This window comes from Shewanella sp. Isolate7, from assembly GCF_022398425.1.
GTDB lineage: Bacteria > Pseudomonadota > Gammaproteobacteria > Enterobacterales > Shewanellaceae > Shewanella.
In genome coordinates this window covers 1-20,417 of sequence record NZ_JAKEVJ010000043.1, presented here as the reverse complement: position 1 = coordinate 20,417, position 20,417 = coordinate 1, and the positions used below count along the sequence as shown (strand labels likewise).

18 protein-coding genes and 1 tRNA gene are annotated in these 20,417 nt (G+C 50.5%); 7 read left to right on the top strand and 12 right to left on the bottom strand.

Annotated elements, in window-relative coordinates; translation table 11 throughout:
- Nucleotides 1-8: 8 nt before the first annotated feature.
- Nucleotides 9-1,295, top strand: coding sequence for a serine--tRNA ligase (gene serS / locus L1D47_RS12180; protein ID WP_239885151.1), 1,287 nt, complete (start codon nucleotides 9-11; stop codon nucleotides 1,293-1,295).
- A 223-nt stretch (nucleotides 1,296-1,518) separates the two neighbouring features.
- Here serS and L1D47_RS12175 read toward each other — a convergent pair whose 3' ends face one another.
- From L1D47_RS12175 to punR, 6 genes are all read right to left on the bottom strand, one after another.
- Nucleotides 1,519-1,857, bottom strand: a complete 339-nt coding sequence (locus L1D47_RS12175) for a TusE/DsrC/DsvC family sulfur relay protein (RefSeq protein ID WP_239885150.1) — start codon at nucleotides 1,855-1,857, stop codon at nucleotides 1,519-1,521.
- Nucleotides 1,851-2,132 carry a sulfurtransferase complex subunit TusB gene (gene tusB, locus L1D47_RS12170; RefSeq protein WP_239885148.1) on the bottom strand — a complete coding sequence of 94 codons (282 nt, stop codon included), beginning with the start codon at nucleotides 2,130-2,132 and terminating at the stop codon, nucleotides 1,851-1,853. The genes L1D47_RS12175 and tusB overlap by 7 nt, the downstream gene beginning before the upstream one ends.
- A complete protein-coding gene (tusC, locus tag L1D47_RS12165; RefSeq protein ID WP_239885146.1) occupies nucleotides 2,132-2,488 on the bottom strand; it encodes a sulfurtransferase complex subunit TusC in 357 nt (118 codons plus the stop codon). Before tusC ends, tusB begins: the two co-directional genes overlap by 1 nt.
- A gap of 36 nt (nucleotides 2,489-2,524) precedes the next feature.
- Nucleotides 2,525-2,914 carry a sulfurtransferase complex subunit TusD gene (gene tusD, locus L1D47_RS12160; protein WP_239885144.1) on the bottom strand — a complete coding sequence of 130 codons (390 nt, stop codon included), beginning with the start codon at nucleotides 2,912-2,914 and terminating at the stop codon, nucleotides 2,525-2,527.
- 175 nt (nucleotides 2,915-3,089) lie between these two features.
- A complete protein-coding gene (locus L1D47_RS12155; RefSeq protein WP_239850563.1) occupies nucleotides 3,090-3,749 on the bottom strand; it encodes a Bax inhibitor-1/YccA family protein in 660 nt (219 codons plus the stop codon).
- 154 nt (nucleotides 3,750-3,903) lie between these two features.
- Complete coding sequence (punR, locus tag L1D47_RS12150; RefSeq protein WP_239885142.1) at nucleotides 3,904-4,806, bottom strand: DNA-binding transcriptional activator PunR; 903 nt, start codon at nucleotides 4,804-4,806, stop codon at nucleotides 3,904-3,906.
- A gap of 129 nt (nucleotides 4,807-4,935) precedes the next feature.
- Between punR and L1D47_RS12145 the strand changes: the two genes are divergently transcribed.
- Both L1D47_RS12145 and L1D47_RS12140 read left to right on the top strand, forming a co-directional pair.
- The gene (locus L1D47_RS12145) at nucleotides 4,936-6,258 is read left to right on the top strand and encodes an MFS transporter (protein ID WP_239885140.1); all 1,323 of its coding nucleotides are present in this window, start codon (nucleotides 4,936-4,938) and stop codon (nucleotides 6,256-6,258) included.
- Nucleotides 6,259-6,338: 80 nt separating this feature from the next.
- Nucleotides 6,339-6,429 (top strand) — tRNA-Ser (locus L1D47_RS12140).
- A gap of 353 nt (nucleotides 6,430-6,782) precedes the next feature.
- Here L1D47_RS12140 and L1D47_RS12135 read toward each other — a convergent pair.
- From L1D47_RS12135 to L1D47_RS12125, 3 genes are all read right to left on the bottom strand, one after another.
- Complete coding sequence (locus L1D47_RS12135; protein WP_239885138.1) at nucleotides 6,783-9,965, bottom strand: efflux RND transporter permease subunit; 3,183 nt, start codon at nucleotides 9,963-9,965, stop codon at nucleotides 6,783-6,785.
- 6 nt (nucleotides 9,966-9,971) lie between these two features.
- Nucleotides 9,972-11,159, bottom strand: coding sequence for an efflux RND transporter periplasmic adaptor subunit (locus L1D47_RS12130; RefSeq protein WP_239885136.1), 1,188 nt, complete (start codon nucleotides 11,157-11,159; stop codon nucleotides 9,972-9,974).
- A 1,100-nt stretch (nucleotides 11,160-12,259) separates the two neighbouring features.
- Nucleotides 12,260-13,270 carry an ecdysteroid 22-kinase family protein gene (locus tag L1D47_RS12125; protein ID WP_239885135.1) on the bottom strand — a complete coding sequence of 337 codons (1,011 nt, stop codon included), beginning with the start codon at nucleotides 13,268-13,270 and terminating at the stop codon, nucleotides 12,260-12,262.
- A 324-nt stretch (nucleotides 13,271-13,594) separates the two neighbouring features.
- Between L1D47_RS12125 and L1D47_RS12120 the strand changes: the two genes are divergently transcribed.
- On the top strand, nucleotides 13,595-14,290 hold the full coding sequence (locus L1D47_RS12120) for an SDR family oxidoreductase (RefSeq protein ID WP_239885132.1): 696 nt from the start codon (nucleotides 13,595-13,597) through the stop codon (nucleotides 14,288-14,290).
- A 158-nt stretch (nucleotides 14,291-14,448) separates the two neighbouring features.
- Here the strand turns inward: L1D47_RS12120 and L1D47_RS12115 are convergent, their stop codons facing one another.
- The gene (locus L1D47_RS12115) at nucleotides 14,449-15,510 is read right to left on the bottom strand and encodes a hypothetical protein (protein WP_239885130.1); all 1,062 of its coding nucleotides are present in this window, start codon (nucleotides 15,508-15,510) and stop codon (nucleotides 14,449-14,451) included.
- 268 nt (nucleotides 15,511-15,778) lie between these two features.
- Between L1D47_RS12115 and L1D47_RS12110 the strand changes: the two genes are divergently transcribed.
- The 3 genes from L1D47_RS12110 (at nucleotide 15,779) to L1D47_RS12100 (ending at nucleotide 18,212) form a co-directional block, all read left to right on the top strand.
- Complete coding sequence (locus L1D47_RS12110; protein ID WP_239885129.1) at nucleotides 15,779-16,345, top strand: GNAT family N-acetyltransferase; 567 nt, start codon at nucleotides 15,779-15,781, stop codon at nucleotides 16,343-16,345.
- Between the two features lie 145 nt (nucleotides 16,346-16,490).
- Nucleotides 16,491-17,822: an FAD-binding oxidoreductase gene (locus tag L1D47_RS12105; protein ID WP_239885127.1), complete on the top strand. Its 1,332-nt coding sequence runs from the start codon at nucleotides 16,491-16,493 to the stop codon at nucleotides 17,820-17,822.
- A 114-nt stretch (nucleotides 17,823-17,936) separates the two neighbouring features.
- Nucleotides 17,937-18,212, top strand: coding sequence for a hypothetical protein (locus L1D47_RS12100; protein ID WP_011865802.1), 276 nt, complete (start codon nucleotides 17,937-17,939; stop codon nucleotides 18,210-18,212).
- Between the two features lie 125 nt (nucleotides 18,213-18,337).
- Here the strand turns inward: L1D47_RS12100 and gap are convergent, their stop codons facing one another.
- Nucleotides 18,338-19,348 carry a type I glyceraldehyde-3-phosphate dehydrogenase gene (gene gap / locus L1D47_RS12095; RefSeq protein WP_239885125.1) on the bottom strand — a complete coding sequence of 337 codons (1,011 nt, stop codon included), beginning with the start codon at nucleotides 19,346-19,348 and terminating at the stop codon, nucleotides 18,338-18,340.
- A gap of 210 nt (nucleotides 19,349-19,558) precedes the next feature.
- Complete coding sequence (locus L1D47_RS12090) at nucleotides 19,559-20,398, bottom strand: DUF2989 domain-containing protein (protein ID WP_239885123.1); 840 nt, start codon at nucleotides 20,396-20,398, stop codon at nucleotides 19,559-19,561.
- Nucleotides 20,399-20,417: the final 19 nt, after the last annotated feature.

The following is a 20,417-nucleotide window of genomic DNA, read 5'->3' as shown; positions in this document are numbered from 1 at the left end:
ACTAAAACATGTTAGATCCCAAATTTTTACGTACTGAATTAGAAGCGACCGCCGAGCGTCTGGCCACCCGTGGTTTTATCCTGGATGTGGATCGTCTCAGCAAATTAGAGGAAAAGCGTAAGTCACTGCAGGTGGCAACAGAAGAGCTGCAAGCGTCCCGTAATGCGATCTCCAAATCTATCGGTCAGGCCAAGGCTAAGGGCGAAGATGTTGCCCCTATCATGGCGAAAGTGGGCGATCTCGGAGCCGAGTTAGACAGCAAGAAGGCCGAACTCAGCCAGCTACTCGAAGAGCTTAACGCCATCGCCATGAGCGTACCTAACTTGCCGGACGAGTCGGCACCTATTGGCGCAGATGAAAACGACAACGTCGAGATCCGCCGTTGGGGTGAGCCTAAGCAGTTTAATTTTGAAGTGAAAGATCACGTGGATCTGGGTGAGCAACACGCCGGCCTGGATTTCAAGAGCGCGGTTAAGATCACCGGCTCACGTTTTATCGTGATGAAGGGCCAAATTGCCCGTATGCACCGTGCCTTAACTCAGTTCATGCTGGATCTACACACCACAGAGCACGGCTACACCGAAACTTACGTGCCGCTTCTGGTTAACGAAGACAGCCTACTGGGCACGGGTCAGCTGCCTAAATTTGGTGAAGATCTTTTCCACACTAAGCCAGCCACCGAAGAAGGTCAGGGCCTTAGCCTGATCCCAACCGCCGAGGTGCCGCTGACAAACCTGGCTCGCGATACCATTATCGACGAAGATGAGCTGCCGATTAAGATGACGGCCCACACGGCGTGTTTCCGTAGTGAGGCCGGCTCATACGGCCGCGATACACGCGGTCTTATCCGTCAGCACCAGTTCGACAAGGTAGAGTTGGTGCAGTTGGTGAAGCCAGAAGAGTCTATGGCGGCGCTCGAGAGCCTGACACAACACGCGGAAACAGTGTTGCAACGCTTAGGCCTGCCATATCGCACCGTGGTACTTTGTACCGGCGACATGGGCTTTGGCGCGGCGAAGACCTTCGATATCGAGGTCTGGTTACCAGCGCAGAACACCTACCGCGAGATCTCATCTTGCAGCAACATGCAGGATTTCCAGGCGCGTCGCATGCAAGCACGCTACAAGGCTAAGTCAGCCAAGAAGCCAGCGCTGCTGCACACACTGAACGGTTCTGGCCTGGCGGTTGGACGTACCCTAGTGGCGGTAATGGAGAACTATCAAAATGCCGACGGCTCTATTACTGTGCCCGAAGCGCTACGTCCTTACATGGGCGGCCTGACCCAGATAGGCTAACGCGATAGAGAGATAGTGTGAAACATGGATAACGGTGGGCGCTATTTTCAGTGGCTGACCTATGTCGTCATTATCTGTATCTTCGCCGCAGTAATGTTAGCAACATTTGGGAAAGCGATTATGTTAGTGATGAAAAATCTCTAACCATAAAAAAACCTTCGCATTAGCGAAGGTTTTTTTTATCTTTTAGGCTAGTCTACAAGACAGGTTTTAAGTCGCTTGCTTAGATGCATTTTGCAGGCTTTGGCAGGCCAGCAATCTTGGTCGCCTGTTTGGCCGGACCGAGCGGGAAGAGGGTGTAGAGATATTTAGAGTTACCCTTTTCGGCGCCGAGTTTCTGGCCGATGGCCTTGACCAGCACACGAATGGCAGGGCTCGTCTTAAACTCCATATAAAATTCGCGCACGAAGTGCACCACTTCCCAATGGGCGGGGGTGAGGGTGATATCTTCTTCGGCGGCGATAATTACCGCCAGTTCTTCATTCCAGTCACCGACGTTTTTCAGGTAGCCCTGGGGATCGGTCGGGATCTGACTATCCCCATACATTATAAAATTTACCAAGTGATCACCTTAGCGTGAGTTAACGAGTATTGGACAAATTCGGCCTGACTTAGCTGCTGATATTGGCCTAACCTTGCCTGCAGGCCTCTGGCTTCAACATCTTGCTCGAGTAGGCAGACCTTAGTGTCATGCAGTGCTTGTTGCCATTTTCGCAGCAGCAGGGCGTTAACGCCATCGCCAATCAACAAGAGCGTGTCTTGTGGCTGAATATAGCGAAGGCAGGTGGCCAGGGCGTTATCTTGTATCGCCGAGTATTGAACGACATGCAGTATCATCAGTAGACAAAGACCTCATCGGCTTGGGTTAACAGCTCACCTATCTCTGCTGGCGTTTTGACATCGAGTGGAATTGCCAGTGCCGACTCATCGAGTTGATAGTCATCCATGCTCTGCTGGCAGGCATAGACGGATTCGATATCGTAAAGCGGCAAGGCCTTAAAGGCCGCGAGGAAGTCTTTGGCGCCTATGATTTCCGGCGCCTGCTGTGGGATCAGATTGAGCACGCCCTCATCGGCGAAGATAAGGCTGACCTCCTGCTCGAAACTGGCACTGAGCAGCGCAAAATCCAGTCCTTCCCGGCTCTTGGCGCTGCCATGGGGAGCGTGTCTGAAGATAATGGTGATCTTTTTCATCATTTTTCCAAAAAGCGAATGCTTAACATCTGGCGTTTAAAAACAGATCACACGATCGGCTTGCTCTATGCCGGTCACGAGTTCGCCCAGCCCACCCATCTGAAAGGGGGGCTCGAGATTCCAGTGTTGTAACTGATTTTCCGCCGATTCGGCCGCAGATAACACACCACGGCGCAGTGCGGCCGAGACGCAGTTCACCAAGGGTACCTTGTGCGTCTGTCCCAACTCTCGCCAGGCTTGATAGAGGGCAAATTCATCTGAGGCCGGCGACTGAAGATTATTGGTCGACAATACGCCGTCTTGATAGAAGAAGACCTTGAGCACTTCATGGCCGGCGTCGATGGCAGCTTGGGTAAACTGTAGTGCCTGATAGCTGCTACCCTGGCCGTATCCAGCCTGATTGACTTGAATGATGAGCTTACTCATTAACCTTTACTTATTGTCGTGACGCATAGGCGTCGATTCTGGGCGCTATTCTAGCGTTTTTTTGTCGCGATCCCAAACGTCTAGCGAATACGACTGAGGTTTGGGCGAATATCATCATGTACTTGGGCATAAAAAAGCCCGCCGATAGGGCGGGCCTTTTAAATGTCTAAACAGTTTAATCGTCGCTGCCGGCACCTAACAGATGCAGAATCGAGATAAACAGGTTCAAGAAATCCAGATACAGGGCGACAGTCGCGCGTATGTAGTTGGTTTCACCGCCATTTACGATGCGGCTGGTATCAAAAAGGATAAAGCCTGTCATCAACAGGGCGATACCTGCGTTGAGGGCCATGAATACCGCGCCGCTACCGATGAAGATGTTGGCGATACCGGCAACGATAGCAATGACCAAACCGGCGAGCAGGAAACCACGCATGAAAGAGAAGTCTTTCTTGGTGGTGATGGCATAGCCGCTTAGGGTCACGAACACTACGGCAGTCAAGCCTAAGGCCTGCATGATGAGCTGAGGGCCGTTGGCCATGCCAGCATAATGGTTAAGCATGTAGCCAAGCGAGGCACCTTCCATACCCGTAAAGGCAAACACCCAAAACAGCCCCGCGGCCGACTCGGCCTTTCTAAGGGTGACAAATAACAGGATGAAACCACCTATCGAGAGACCGATAGACATGAGAGGACTGATTTGCAACACCATTGCCAGCCCCGCACACAGCGCGGAGAAGCCCAGTGTCATCGAGAGTAGCAGATAGGTATTTTTAAGCAGCTTATTCACTTCTTGTGTCGAAGCATGGCTTGCATATAGTGTTTCTTGCGTCATCTTTATCTCCAGTGACTATCACTAACTTGATGGTTTATTTGAGTCAAATCGATTGCAAGAGTTCCATTTCATGAACCGGATTTAACTTGTTTTACAGGCTTATTATCATAACCGAGCCAAGGGGAGGGTGAAAGCCCATCTGCTTGATTGTCGGTTAATTAAACCAGTCACGCTGTAGTTTTTCACTATCACCCAGATAATCGAGCACCCAGGCCATGGCTGGTGACATGTTGGCGTCATTCCAGGCTAGGCAACAGGGGCTAGGCGCCTTGGGGCGTTCTAGCTCTTTCTCAATCAGAGCACCGGCCTGCACGAAGGGAGTGGCGAAGTGCTTTGGCATGTAGCCTATGCCAAGCCCTTCACGGAAACAGTTGATGGCACGGATCCAGTCGGGCACTACCAGACGGCGCTGGTTATCCAGCAGCCAGGTCATGCGTTTGGGGATCTCGCGCGAGGTGTCTTCCAGACAGATTGAGGGATAGGTGCGCAGCTCATCGTCGAGCAAGGGGCGATCTATGGCGGCCAAGGGATGATGCTTACTCACCAGGAAGGTCCATTCGATATCTCCCATATCCTTAAAGCGATAGTCGCCACCTACAGGTATAGCTGTAGTTGCTCCGATGGCGATGTCACTGCGACCGGTGGCAATGGCCTCCCATACGCCGTTAAAGACCTCGATACGTATGATGAGTTCGACATTATCGAAATGGCGATAGAAATCGGCGATCAGGTTACTTATCTTATCGGCGCGCACTATGTTATCCAGCGCGATGGAGAGCGTGGGTTGCCAGCCGTTGGCGACTCGCTTGGTATCCTCCTTCAGTGACGCCAAGTGGGTCAGCATGGAGCGCACCTGTTTAACGAAGTGTTCGCCAGCCGGGGTGAGACTCACGCTTCTGTGATGGCGCTCAAACAGAATAACCCCCAACTCCTCTTCGACCTGTTTAACGGCATAACTCACGGCAGAAGGCACCTTGTGTAACTTGTTGGCCGCGGCGGTAAAACTACCGACCCGTGCCACCATATCAATTAATTGCATCGACTGTTCTGAAAGCATCTCGAAAAGCTCCTAAATTGCCGTGAGAATATTTGAAGGCTGTAAGCAAAAATAAACGTTTCACAAGCAATAGGCAAGTCTCTAGACTCACCGACTCCTTTGTTTAGTTATAGTGAATCTTCTATTTTTATGAATAAAATCGCTAATTTTTCTTTTCTTATCTATTTGGCACTATTGAGCATGTTGGGCTTTATTGCGACTGACATGTATTTACCTGCTTTCAAAGCAATTGAAACAAGTTTGGATGCAAGCGCTACCCAGGTCGCCAGCTCACTGACTTTCTTTCTCGCCGGTCTGGCGTTGGGCCAGCTATTGTACGGGCCCTTAGTGCAGGCGATAGGCAAACGATTGAGTCTGATATTGGGGCTTGTTTTGTTCGGCGCCGCCAGCCTGGCGATCGCCAATAGCGACTCGATTGCCATGTTTAATGTGGCGCGTTTCTTTCAGGCCCTGGGCGCCTGTAGTGCATCGGTTATCTGGCAGGCGATAGTGATCGACCGCTACAAGGCCAGCGAGGCGCAACAGGTGTTTAGCAACATCATGCCGCTCGTGGCACTCTCGCCAGCCCTGGCTCCTATCTTGGGTGCCTATCTATTAGAGTGGCAGCAGTGGCACAGCATCTTCTTTATCCTGGGCGGCTTAAGCCTGTTGCTTATCCTAGCAACCCTTGCCTGGGTCGAAAAAGAAGTCCAACGAGTTAAAGGTGACGCCTCAGGGAGCAAGGGGGAAACCTGCCAGGGCAAGGCTCTGTCTGAACTAGATGAGAAAGTGGGCCAAGGCCAAGACGTCGCTCGGGTGAGTTATTTGACCATGCTGGCCAGCCCAAGATATCTAGGTAATGTCTTGGTATTTGGTGCCTGCTCGGCGGCTTTCTTTTCTTATCTAACCCTCTGGCCCATAGTGATGGAGCAGCATGGTTATGCGGCCAAGGCGATAGGCCTGAGCTTCATTCCGCAAACCGTGATGTTTATCGTCGGGGGCTACCTGAGTAAGCTGTTTATTCGTCGCTATGGCGCCGAGGTGACGCTCACCTGGATCCTGCTGCTGTTTGGGGCTTGTGTCGCCGGGATCGCCCTGGTTACCCTATGTTATCCTTCGAGTACCATCTGGCCGCTATTGAGTATCTTCTCTGTGATGGCGGCGGCCAACGGTGCCTGTTATCCCATAGTGGTCAATACGGCGCTGCAGGTCTTTAAGCAGGCTTCGGCTAAGGCGGCAGGGCTACAGAACTTTTTGCAGATAAGTATCGCCTTCGGCGCGTCCTCATTGGTTGCCCTATGGGCAAATGCTGGCGAGAAGGCAATAGGCGTAGGCATAGTGGTCAGTGCAATAGGTGTCTTGATAGGGTATCAGGTCAGAGGCTATGACAACTGGCGCGGCGTGTTCAGTGCCATCTCGACCCCGGATCCGGCAAAAATCGCGCTACATCAGGAGGAAGATTCGACAAAGTGAGCGTAAGTTCGCCAAATAGATCTTTTAGGGATATTTTCCCTTTACAAGTGAAATAGAGCGCTATATTATTCGCGGCGTTCGGAGAGATGGCAGAGTGGTCGAATGCACCGGTCTTGAAAACCGGCACGGGTTTATAGCCCGTCTAGGGTTCAAATCCCTATCTCTCCGCCACATTAACAAAGCCCGCTAATGAGCGGGCTTTTCGCTATCTAGATTAAAGCATTCGAGTAATGGCCGGGTTCCTAACGTTTAAGCCCGCTATCTCTCAGTCACATTAAGAGAAAAGGCTTCCCGAAATGGAAGCCTTTTTTCGTCTTAGCCTCTATAAGAACTAATTAGTTATCAGGTAAACACAGGTAAATTGAACCCAAGCTTCCTAACATTTACATCTGGCTATTTTGCTTAAAGCATTCGAGTAATGGCCGGGTTCCTAACGTTTTTAAGCCCGCTATCTCTCAGTCACATTAAGAAAAAAGGCTTCCACCTCTGGAAGCCTTTTGCGTTTGTAATTGTCGGTAGCTCGCTTATTGCTCTGCTATTACCTCTTGATTCACCTTGACGCCAGCGAGTCGGTTGTAAATCTTACTCAACCATGCCTTGGTGTCTTCGATGGCGACATAGAGACAAGGGATGAGCACCAGGGTCACGACTGTGGCAAACAATACGCCGAAGGCCAGTGATACCGCCATCGGGATCACCATCTGCGCCTGCATGCTGGTCTCACTCATAATCGGCACCAGGCCGATAAAGGTGGTAAGCGAGGTGAGTAGAATCGCCCTAAAACGACGACAACCCGCCTCAATCACGGCAACCTTCATGCTGACTCTAGCCAGGCGGGCTCGGTTGATGTAATCAACCATCACCAGGGAATCGTTAACCACCACACCTGCTGCGGCGATGATGCCAAAGAGGGAGAGGGCGCTAAGATCTATCCCTAACAACATGTGGCCAAGCACAGAGCCAATGATGCCGAAGGGGATGACAGACATGATCATCATAGGCTGCACATAGGACTTCAAGGGCACGGCCAACAGGCTGTAGATCACCAGTAGCGAGATGATGAAATTACGCATCTGAGTATTGGCGCTGTCAAGCTGCTCCTGAATGTTGCCGGCAACTTCACTCTTCACCCTTGGGTACTGACGCAGCAGTTCGGGGATAAAGTTATCGCGAATGTCCTGGGCTAACTTGAAGGGTTCTGCCTGTGAGGCATCTACCGAGGCCCATACGTTGATGGTGCGGTTGCCATTTTCACGTCTGATGCCACTCACCCCTTGGGTGACCTGGATCTCGGCGACCTCTGAGAGCGGGATCTCTGCACCCTGTGGCGTGAGGATCATCACCTCTGTCACATGGGCGATGGAGTTACGCTGCTCCTCGGGATAACGCAGCATCACCTTGATCTCCTCGCCGTTGCGCAAAATACGCTGGGCCTCAAGGCCATAGAAGCTGGCACTCACCTGAGAAGCCACATCGGCGAGGGTGAGTCCGACGCTGTTGGCCAGCGGCTTAAGGCTGAACTGCACCTCTTTGGCACTGGATTGACGGCTGTCGTTAACATCGCCTACGCCCTGTAGGCTATTGAGCTTGGCCTTGAGTGCCTTGGCCGCCGCGACCAGCTGTGTTTCGTCCTTGCCTTCGAGGCGGAAGCTGATGTCGCCATCGTCGCGGCCGCCGCCGAAGAGGTTGTCCCTAATATTGAACGACTTTACCCCTGGGATCTGCGGCATGGCCATACGCCAACGCTCGGCAAGGGCGAAGGTATCGATAGGGCGCAGCTCGGGATCCACCAGCTTGGTCATCACCTGGGCACGGGTTCTGCCTTGAAGATCCACCTGCATATCGGCGATCATCCGCTGGCCAAACTCCTGCTCGAGCTGATCGTCTACTTTGTGCAGTGCCTGCTCGATCGCCAATGCTGCGGAGAGGGTCGAATGCTCAGATGAGTCCAGGTTCATCTCGACACTGATCCTCGGAAAGTCATGGGGGATCTTAGGTTGCCCCACATAGCGAAGCACGCCACCCGAATAGAGGCCGGCACATACCAAGATGAGACTGACGAACAGGGTGATGATCATGTATCTGTATTTTACCGACAGCGTAAGTGAAGGTTGATACAGACGATAGATCACAAACTGAAGTCCGGCGTCCACCTTGCCCTGCAGGTAGTTCACACCGATACGCAGCAAATTGATGGGATTCTTCGAGCCTGGCTTAATCTCGGTTTTCTGTTTCATCTTGGCTAAGTGCGCCGGAAGGATGAGTTTGGACTCTACCAGAGAAAACAACAGACACAGGATCACCACATAACCGATAGACTGACCGAAGGCCGATGAGGGGCCGTCATCCATGGTGATAGGTAAGAAGGCAGCGATGGTGGTTAACACCCCGAAGGTCGCGGGCATAGCCACTTTCTTTACGCCGCGGATCACATTGTCCAGGGTTTGCCCCTTCTCTTCACATTCGGTATGGGCGCTCTCGCCCATGACGATGGCATCGTCGACCACTATCCCCAGTACCAGGATGAAGGCAAACAGGCTGATCACGTTGATGGTGACATCTATCATGGCCGTCGGCATCAGCAGCAGTGTGCCTAAGAAGCAGACAGGTAGCCCCATCATGACCCAGAAAGCCAGGCGAACCCGCAGGAAGAGGGCGAGCATGATAAACACCAGAATGGCGCCGCTCTTCATGCTGTCGAGCATGAGATCCAATCGCCCCTGAAGGTAATAAGTCATATCGACCCAGGTCTCTAGATTGAGCCCTTGGGGCAGGGTGGCCTGCTTATCTTCGACGTATTGGTTAACCACCTTAGCCACATCCGTCATGCTCTGGTCGTTTGAGGCGCCCACGAAGAAGGTGACCGAGTTCTTGCCGTTAAACTTGGAGTATTGGATCCCCTCTTCGAAACCGTCTATCACATTGGCGACATCGCCAAGCATTAGCTTAGTGCCGTCCTCTAAGGTGATCAGCGGCAGGTTTTCAAACTCATAACCCACATAGGCCTGATTTTGCACCCTCAGGCTGATGTAGCCATTCTCAGCCTTGATTTGACCGGCTGACATGTTGCGTGAATAGCCACGCACGGCTTTGGCCACATCGTTAAAGGAGAGGGTGTATTCGCGAAGCTTATCTTTGCTAACCTCGATGGACATCTCATAGTCCAATCCGCCATAAAACTCGGTGATGTTTACCAGCGGCAGTTGCATCAGCTCATCATGGATCTTCTCGCCAAACTCCTTAAGCTGCTTGGGAGGCAGATCGCCATAGAGGCTGATATAGAACACCTCTTGTCTATTTTTAATGCGCTCGACGCGGGGGCGCTCCATGCCATCAGGAAAACTCGAGATCGAATCGATTTCCGACTTGATTTCATCCAGCACAACCTGAGGGTCGTAGGAATCTTCGATACGGAAGTAGCCCGATGCCGAGTTACGGTTTGAATAGGTGATCACCCGTTTCAGACCTTGTATACGCTCAAGGGCCTCTTCGACCTTAATGGTGATCCCTTCTTCAACCTCTTGCGGCGCCGCGCCAGGATAGAAGGCGCTGAACTCGACCCAGTTAGTCTCGGTCTGAGGGAAGAACTGTTTACGTATGGTGCTGGCAGTTAACAGTCCGCCGATAATGATGATGATCATCAACAGGTTTGCCGCCACACTGTTGCGGGCAAACCAGGCGATCAAGCCTTTATTTGGATCTGGCATTCGCCCTTACTCCTTGTCTTCCATTGCAAGTTGTTGGACGACCGCTTCTTCTTCAGCAGGCTCCTGCTTGTCAGAGGCAAGGGCGAGTTTCATCCCTTCAATGGGATAGTCCAGCGCCGAGGTAATGAGGCGCATGCCATCCTCTAAGCCTTCACCTATCACCACTTGAGTGCCTTGTTGGCGCAAAATATCGACCGATCTGAATGCCAGGGTATTTTCTGGCGTCATAATGGCGACCTTATCGTTAACCACCAGGTGTCTGGCGATGGTCGTGACATTCTGTGCCTGAGAACCATGGATGCTCGCGGTGATATAACTGCCATATCTGAGGGGCTGTTTGTTGTCTTTTAGACCGTAGGGGTCGATAACCTCTGCCACCAGATAGGTCATACGGCTGCGATTGTCTATCACCCCCTCGCTGCGCACGATCTGACCACGCCAGGTTTTTTGTTCTCCGGCAAAGTTTCCGCTGACAATGACCTGAGCGCCCAGGCCCTTGTTATCCAGATACCGGATCTCCTTATCGGGTAGGGGCAGGCGGATCTCGGCCTTCTCTGTGCTAAGCAGCTTACCCAGTTGGGTACCGGTAGAGACGTAAGAGCCCAGGCCGATATGACGGCTCTCTATTAAGGCGTCGTAAGGCGCCTTGATCACCGTGCGCTCTAGATTACGGGTGGCTCGCTTGAGGCCTGCCTCGGATGAGTTAAGACGGGCAACTTCTTGTGCCAACTGAGGTTTACGCAGGCTCAGTTCCGTTGGCGTGCCGTTTTCGATCCGTTTCCATTCTTCGGCGGCTACCTTGCCATAGGCCTTCTCTTGCACCAGAGTCGCCTTGGCGCTGGCCACTGTAGCCTTGGCGTCGATGAGAGCCGCCTCGTAATCACTGGGATCTATCTTTGCTAGGATCTGGCCTTTCTTGACTAAGCCACCGCGAACGAAGGCATCGCTCAGGTAGACGATTTCACCTGAGACCTGTGAGACGAGCTCGGTCTCATATTTGGCGTTGACGATGCCGTAGGAGTTAACGGTAAAAGTCATGGGTTCCTTGTCGATTATGTCGACTGCCACGACGGGAGTATTGTCAGCGACGGGTTTCTCTTGTGGTGGTTTTTTCATCGACGCTAGCACGGCAAAGGTGCCGATACCGACGGCTAGCACGACGATAGGTAATACGATCTGTTTTGCAGTAGCCACAAACACTTCCTCTTGTTGGAGCTATGATGTTAATTCTATTGATAAAAACAATATCTTACTTTGGCGAAAGACTTCTTGTAGGGTAAATGTTATCGAAATGGGGGATTTGTTAAAGCGGTTAAATGTAAACAGGTATGTAATTTGCCTTGTTAAACTTTGCGTTGTAAAGCACTAGGGGGGGGATGGCGTATAGCTTTGTTTCGAGCAACCCTGAGCACAATAAAGTATGCCGGTGCAAACACCCAAGGCTAACGCCAGATACTTAGAGGCGAAAAAATAGGCACAAAACAGGCAAGAAAGAGACAAGAAAGAGACAAGAAAGCAGCGATAGCAACCGGTAACGAAAACCGATATTAAAAACCGATATTAAAAACCAAGCATTAGAAAGAGAGTGTGATGCCGCGTTATTGGCTAACTTAGATAGCACATTTGGGTACTCACCCGTTTGCGTATATCGAGCACTCTCTTAGGGAAGGTGCGAACAAGTCGTCGCACAGCTCTGGCTTTGATAGCAGCGACAGTTCAAGGCATTCAACTGAGGGCATGCCGAGGCCTGCTGAAGTTGAATAACGCCGAAATGGTGTTGCTATCAAAGCCCCGCAGGGCGAGGCTTACTGCGGTATTTGCTGCGTTACAGTTCTTGCGAAGGACTAGGGCCATTCGCTGCAAACTGTGCCTTGCATCTATCCACTTTAAGCACACGCAGAGCAAGCACGACAGCTCTGGCTTTGATAGCAGCGACAGTTCAAGGCATTCAACTGAGGGCATGCCGAGGCCTGCTGAAGTTGAATAACGCCGAAATGGTGTTGCTATCAAAGCCCCGCAGGGCGAGGCTTACTGCGGTATTTGCTGCGTTACAGTTCTTGCGAAGGACTAGGGCCATTCGCTGCAAACTGTGCCTTGCATCTATCCACTTTAAGCACACGCAGAGCAAGCACGGGACTTATTCGCACCTTCCTTAGTATGATTGTAGCGCTATTAGAGGCGATTTGCCCCGTGTTTTCGCGCCTCAGCTTAACCTTTTTCATGCCGACATATTGCCTTTCAAGCATAGAGAAATCTTTCTAAAAATGCGCTTAAAAGAGTTCCCTAGAAAGTCTTTAAATAAGCGCTTTGAGCGCCTGCTCCGTCATATTGTGGCTAAAGCCAGTTCGCTTGTGATGCTGTGGCTGCCAGCCGGCAAGAAAACGTTCAAAGTCGGCCCAGGCAAAAGGGAGCAGGGCTTGCCATTCCTCTATCAGTTCGTCGATTTCATTGGCCGCCCATTTAGCGGATAGCTGCATGCTAAGCGTTTGAAAATAGTGGTTACAAGCGGTGTCATAATGGGTAGAAAGCTGCCCCTCGTCGAGGCAACTGCCCAATAGATAGATGAAATCTTTAACGCCAACACCGCTGCCGACATATTGAAAATCTAACGCAGCCACACCATCGACTTCCATAGCGTCGCTATCGCGGTGAAAACAGAAGTTAGCCACCTTGGCATCGCCATGTACTAAGGTCTGAAATCTGGCCTGATTGAGTCTGGCATCGATAGCTGCTGCGGCCTGTTTCAGTGAAGATGCAGCCATTACCGCAAGCTCGTCGGGGCGAGTCTCAAGGTGCCAGTAGGTGCCGATTGGCCAAAGGCCCGCAAATGGGGTTTCTCCCGGTGAATTTTCGTAGACAAACAGGGCATGAAATCTCGCCAGCCAGTCGATGGTGGCATACAGCTGAGACTCGGTAAGCGTCATATGACGCATGTTGAATCCCAGCGCGTCGAGATCGCTCATTATCAGCAACATCTCCTGGGTCTCACTGTCTTGATGAGCCGCTAAAAGAGTGGGGAGATTCAGTAGGTCTTGGCAACGGTTGGCGTAGTGCCGATACCAATTTAGCTCGACTTGATAGGAGCGCATCTTACGCCGATGAGAGAGTTTAGAATCCCATTGATGGGGATGGGTGCTTTGTCTTGGCGGCGCGATGTGCTTGACAATGACGGTTTGAGAACTTCCTTTTCCATCTAGCTGATAACGGGCTATCTCGCCATAGCCACTCCAGAGCGTCTGCAACTTGCCTAGCTTTGTGGCCTTTTGACTGGAGAGTGTTTGGCAAAGCATTTGCTCAATATTCAAGATAGGTGGTTCCTTGGGTGAGAGTGGGCTATAAAAGCACAATTGGGATCATCCAATTTTGCCTTATTGTCGCAGACAATAAAAACCGAGGAAAGACTGCAATAGTCTTGCTGCTATTGTCCTGTTGCTATTGAGAATGAAAATAACGACTGGAATTAATATGGTAAGCCTAAGCCTAAGCCTAAGCCTAAGTTTATGCCTAATATTAAGGCTTAAGGCCTATACATTGGCCCCAATACGCTAGGATGCAGGCAAAAGTTTACGCCTTAGGTTATGATTCTGATTGTTAATGGTTGATATCTAATGATGGCGTAAGGAGTTGTTATGACTAACCATGTGGTGATCACCGGAGCAAATCGTGGGATAGGCTTAGGCTTTGTCAGGTATTATCTGGCTAAAGGTGATCGTGTCACCGCCTGTTGCCGACGGCCTGGCGAGGCGAGCGCGTTAATTCAGCTCGCAGAAATCCACGCCAACCTTAATATTATTCAGCTGGACGTGACAGATGAGGCGTCGCTGCGCGCCTTGCCGCAACACCTCAACGATGCTGCTATCGACATCTTGATCAACAACGCCGGCTATTATGGACCTAAGGGGATTGGCTTCGGTAAGTTAAGGGCTGAAGAATGGCAAAAGGTATTAGCAGTCAATACGATAGCGCCCATTATGATCACTCAAACCTGTTACCCCATGTTGCGCAAGGCGAATAACGCTAAGGTGATCTGTATCTCCTCTAAGATGGGAAGCATGGCCGATAATCAGAGTGGTGGCAGCTATCTCTACCGCTCATCAAAGGCGGGCCTCAACGCCGCGCTTAAGAGTCTGGCTATCGATTTGCGTAGCGAAGCGATCTTCTGCGTCGCGTTTCATCCAGGTTGGGTACAGACAGACATGGGTGGGCCCAATGCCTTGATCACGGTTACTGAGGCGGTAGAACAGATGGCTGCCTGTATCGATAGATTAGATGCGAGCCAGTCCGGGCAATTTTTAAACTTTGATGGCAAGGTGATCCCCTGGTAGCTGGCTAAGCCGGGTTTTGCCTCGGGGGCTATTCACACCGACACGTATCGACATGCCAGGCGTAAAAAGTCATGGGCGCCTGCTAGCGCCCAAGCAGTAAATCAGCTCCTTGTATGTTGGCACCAATGTTGAAATTAATGTCGACACTAATATTGATACTAGGTAGCAGGAAAGGCGGGTGAAATACACTTTCTTACGGTAAAGCGATAATGGTATTTTGCCGTGTCGTCGGGTACCACCTCGAGAATTTCATAGTCGTTGAGTTCGACGACGTTGGCATCTTCTTGCTTTTCACAGCGCGATCGGTTGTCTGACTCAAAATGATAGGCAAACTGGGCGATTAATTCGCGTATCTCTCCTTGATAGGCGTGACGTATTGAGGCGTATTCTCTTGCAAGGGATGTGGTGCTGTCTTGCTGCTGGTCTGCTTGAATATCAGTGGTATTCTCTTCTTCACTAACGTTCCGACGACCCGCTGTTGCGGTGTTTGGTACTTTATTCGGCTCTTTAGCCAGTTCTGTATTAGCTGCTTTATTCGCTTCCTTATCTAACTCAACGTCTGATTCAACGTCTGATTCGGCGTTTGCGAGTCCGCCTTCCACTTCAGGTTCAACAGGTTCAACTGAGAGGAATTGCGGGTTAATCTCCTTGTCGGCAACAGCATCATCAAGGCTAATTGTCGCTAACTTGTCCTGTTCATGGTTTAGATCTCCCTTTACCGTCTGCTCTATGGCTTTTATGTCACTCAGGGCAGACTCCACTCTCTCCTCGACGTCTCCAATGAGTAGGATCAAATGGTAGAGTAGGACGAAAGAGAGGATGAACCTGACCATCAGCGTCGTAAATCGATAGTGGCTGTTACCCGTAAGGGAAAAGAGTTTGATCCCAATGGGCTTCAATACTAGGGCGATCAGCAGGTAGAAGGGCATCAAGATCTGTGCAAACAAGAGTCCCACCGCGCTAATACCCAATATCCAGGCTGGCAGAAGCAGCAAGATGGCAAAGTTATGGGTGTAGTTAAAGTGGGTCGCCGGCACACCTACAACCTCGTTGACAATAGCGCTGGCCATCGCCAGCGCGTAGTTGGCCACTATGGCGTAAAAGAGTAGCAATACAGCCTTACCCGCGAGAGAGTGCCAGACACGCTCGAACACTGGCCAAAATTCAAGGGTGAGGGCAATGGTGGTGATGATGGCCACTAAGCCTAAATGTTCGCTCATTAGCAAAAGCGCGGCCAATAGATAGAGCCTTTGAGGCAATGTTAGCCGTTGCCACTTATTTCTAAGGCCTTGCATGAATCTTTGCGGGTCTGAAGAGGCCTGTTTTAATTTGTTTTCCAGCGCAGGTTGTGAGAAATCTATATTCACCCAATGACTCCATTATTATTTGGGGTTGTTCAAGAAATATGCGCTTAGTCGCATCCATACTCTATCTAAGGGTTTTTATGTTACCTTGAGGTTGATTTAAGGTAAATATGCGAGTAGAGCGATGAAAAACCAGGTAGAAATTAGCCCCCTAATGCAGGACGATTTTGAGACGGTTATCGCGCTAGGCAATCTGGTACACGGCGATGGCTACCTCGATGAGCAGATGCTGAGTGATATGCAGGATAAGGCCTATAAATCGGGGATCAATGCTAACTTTGTCGCCTATCGAGGGGGAGAGTTAGTGGGATTTAGGCTCACCTATGCACCGGGAAATTGGTCACTGGATCGCTGGTGTTCGCCCACGCTCTGGCCAGTTGCTGCCGAAGATTGCTGTTATTTCAAGTGCAATACCGTTTCCGAGGAGGCGAGAGGACTCGGCATAGGTAAAGCCCTATTGCAAAGTTCAATAGAGGCCTGCAAGGCTCAGGGGGCATTGGCCGGAGTCAGTCACCTGTGGAAACAGAGTCCGGATAATTCCGCCGTGGGCTACTTTACCAATGCGGGCGGCAAGCTTATCAAGGAACATCCTGAGCGCTGGAACAATAATCCTGATCATCCCGACTATGTTTGCGTCTTGTGTGGCAGCGAATGTCACTGCGTTGCCTGCGAGATGATCCTCATTTTCTAAGTTGAGGTGATAACTAGTCATAACCTCTTTAAGCGTCATCACTTTATATCTGCCAGATACTATCGATGAAAAACTATCGGCGAGAAACTTTAAGCAAAAACTTTAAGCAAAAACTTTAGGCGAAAAACATTAGTCGAGAAACCCTATGTCTTACGATCCCTTACTCAACGACTTTCCAGACCGCCAACCCTGGCCAGACTCCTACTGGGCCACAACAGTTACGCGGCCCGAGTCCTTGCCCGCGCTTAACGGCCGGAGACAGACAGATGTGGCCATTGTGGGGGGAGGCTTTACCGGTTTGCTGACGGCCTATTATCTTGCCAGCGAATTTAATATCGAGGCCAGGGTACTTGAGGCAAACCAGGTAGGCTTCGGCGCCAGTGGACGCAACGCGGGTTTCGTGCTCAAAGGTTCAGGTCGTATGGGCTATAGCCAGATGGCCAAGAAGTGGGGCATGGAAACTACCAGAGGGATCTATGATGAATTTTCACAGGCGGTGCGCCGCGTCGAGCAGTTGATAAAACAACATGATATCGCCTGTGATCCCCAACCCAAGGGCTATCTTAAGATTGCGCATAATGCCAAGGCATACGGCACGCTAAAAGCGGCGGCCAATTTCATCGCCGAGCACCTGGGGGATGATGCCGAGTTTCTCACACCATCCGAGCTAAAAGCGGCCTATATGGACAATCATCAAGCCTATGGGGCCCTGCGCCTCAATGATGGTTTTGGCGTGAATCCCTTAAAACTTTGTTTAGGCTACAAACGTGTGGTGCAGTCTCTCAGTGTGCCCTTGCATGAAGAGAGCTGTGTGAGAGCCTGGCTGAAAGAGGGCGCGCACCACAGGTTGGTCACCGACAAGGGCGAGCTTATCGCTAGGCGGGTCGTCAGCGCCGGTAATGCTTATACACCTAAGCATTTTAATGCGGCGGTCGATAGTCGATATCTGCCCATACTGAGTAACATCATAGTGACGGCGCCCTTGAGTGAGGCGCAGCTTGCGGCAACGGGTCTTAAGACACATCAGGTGGTGATGGATACCCGCCGCCTTAAGTATTACTACCGCTTGCTGGGTGACAATAGATTACTGTTTGGTGGCCGCGGCGCGATAAGCGGTAAGGATGCCAGAGATCCTCGCTATGGCGAACGTTTAAAAAGCGCGATGGCAGATTGCTTTCCGGCATTGACCGATATCGCTATCGACCATAACTGGACGGGATGGATTGCCGCCGCCTTGGATGATATGCCTCATGTCTATAGTAAGGGCGATATGGGATACAGTCTGGGGTACTGCGGCGCCGGAGTCGCCTTCTCGGCGCAGGCGGCCTATCGTCTGGCACAGCATATTGCCGGAGAACGCCTGCCTGATCTGCCGCTCTATCGAACACCTCTGCCTAAGTTTCCCTTCGCGCGCCTAAGACGATTGGGACAAAGTGCTTATTATCAATATGCTTGGCTAAGGGATAGGTACAGTTAGCGGCGAATTTTTGTTACCATGGCCTAATCACACGCAAAGCCGATGAGATGTTCTATACTTTGCTACTGTCGTTTTTTTAATCAGGAAAATACTCATCGATAAAGGTTACCCGCTATGAAACATGTTGTAGATAAGATGCTCGATAAACATCAGAAACTGGTGCATTCAGAGGGCGTGAAAATTTTATCCCATACCCAGAGAGAGATTGATGAATGGGTACAACATACGGTAACCATAGAAGGCTGTGATGCCCCCTTTAAGTTTCGCCGCACCAAAAAATACCGCAGCTTGCAGGGGCACAAGGTGAATATGACCTATTACCCAGAAACGGAAACCGTAGCAGGTTTCGATTTTGAGGTGATGAAAGTAGTGCGCATCAAACGTTTTTAGAGCGCATCGTGAGGTTAGCTGAATACAGTGATGTTTAGATGGCTTGACCTTGAAGATTGCCAGATACAAAAAAGGAGCCTAACGGCTCCTTTTTTATGAATGTGACATTACTTAGATGACTTGGCTTACTTCGCAGTCATCAGGGCAACCGCGTTGTCTAGCATACGGTTACTGAAGCCCCATTCGTTGTCGTACCAGGCCATAACCTTAACCAGACGGCCGTTTACACGGGTTTGTGTAGCGTCGAAGTTAGAAGAGTATGGGTTGTGGTTGAAGTCGATAGACACCAATGGCTCTTTGTTGACCGAAAGCACTTCACTCATTGGTGCAACGCTTGCCGCCTTCTCGATGATGGCGTTGATCTCTTCTACTGTGGTGTCGCGTGCGGCAACGAATGAGAGATCCACCAGCGATACGTTAACCGTCGGTACACGTACTGCCATACCGTCGAACTTACCAGCCAGCTCAGGAACCACTAGACCAACGGCTGCGGCAGCACCAGTCTTTGTTGGGATCATAGACATGGCTGCGGCACGTGCGCGGCGCAGGTCAGTGTGGTAAACGTCTGACAGACGCTGATCGTTGGTGTAAGCGTGAATAGTGGTCATCAGACCCGACTCGATACCAATCTCGTCGTTTAGCGGCTTAGTGAAAGGCGCCAGACAGTTAGTGGTACAAGAAGCGTTAGAGATAACTGTCATGTCAGAGGTGATCACATCGTTGTTTACGCCGTAAACAACTGTTGCGTCAACATTCTTACCCGGTGCAGAGATGATCACTTTCTTAGCGCCAGCATTTAGGTGAGGCTGAACGGCTTCTTTAGAAGTGAAGATACCGGTACATTCGAAAACCACGTCGACTTCAAGCTCGGCCCAAGGCAGTTTCGCTGGGTCACGCTCAGAGAAAGTTTTGATCTTGTCTTCGTTGACGTAGATAGCCTCATCGTCATGCTCAACTTTTGCATTGAAGCGACCATGTACAGAGTCGTACTTGGTTAGGTGAGCGTTGATTGAGGCGTCGCCCAGATCGTTGATCGCAACGATTTGGATGGGGTACTGCTTTTCGCTCTCATATAGTGCGCGAAGTACGTTTCTACCGATACGGCCATAGCCGTTAATTGCTACGCGGATAGTCATCTCATATCCCTCAGGTAAATGTATAAAAATATCTGGTAGTAAAATTACCAAATTGACAGCTATCGTCAAGCAATATCGGGTTTAATTGGCTAGTTAGCTTAACAAATTTGCTGTTTTCTTTACAAAGATCAGATTTTTTACAAAAAACGGCCGGATTTCTGTAAAAAAAATACTAGTGGCAAACATTTTGCCAGCATTAAAAAAGCCCAATTAAGATGAGGTATTTAACTGAGCACGGATCTCACTAGAAGCGTAGTCACCGTTTTTAAGATGTTCCACTAAGGTGTCGGCTTGTTCATCTAAAAATTGCGCCAGTTGTTGGTTGCCCTTGATTAAGGCGTTCATTTTGGCATCGGAAGCCGTATTGCGCGTCATCAATACGTTGGCTTTTGAGAAGAGGTAGGTTTTTTCCAGATCGTTTTGCTGGTGGTAGATACTGGCAAGACCCAACAACCAATCGGGGTTAAAGTTGTCAGGGTCGCTCTGATCTAACAGTTGCAGGTAGAGAACCTTTGCCTTGTTGAGATTCGACTTTTGATAATAGGAGGCGAGACTCGCCAGGATCTCGATATCCTCTATCAAACCTGCCTGTTGTGCCTTGACGACTCGGGACAGTGCCGCCTGATCATTTAAGCGTATCCAGTGATAGTAGGAGAGATAGAGATCCGGGTTGTCCTTGGTGGTGTCTCGCAACTGCTGCAGGTTCTGCGCGCTGATGCCGAAGGCTCTCACTCTATCGTTGGTGCGTTCGGGGTGCATGATGTGCTGCACTCCGGCGGCGAGTTCGATGCATTTACTGTAATTTTCGAGATTGATCAGATGCTGGTAGATCTGTTTGCCAGAGGGCGAGGGGGTGTTTTTAAGGGCAAAACGCTTGCGGATAAGGTCTGCTCGCTCATATCTACACCAGCTATCGCGATGTAAATCGTCACAAAGCTCAGGATTATTTTTACAAATCGTGGCGGTATTAGCAGCATTATCGCAGCCAAACAGGCCGAAAATCGCCAAAAGAGACAATAATGGTGTAATGATTACAAAATTTAATCTCAAAAGTGCGTCCCTTTTAGAT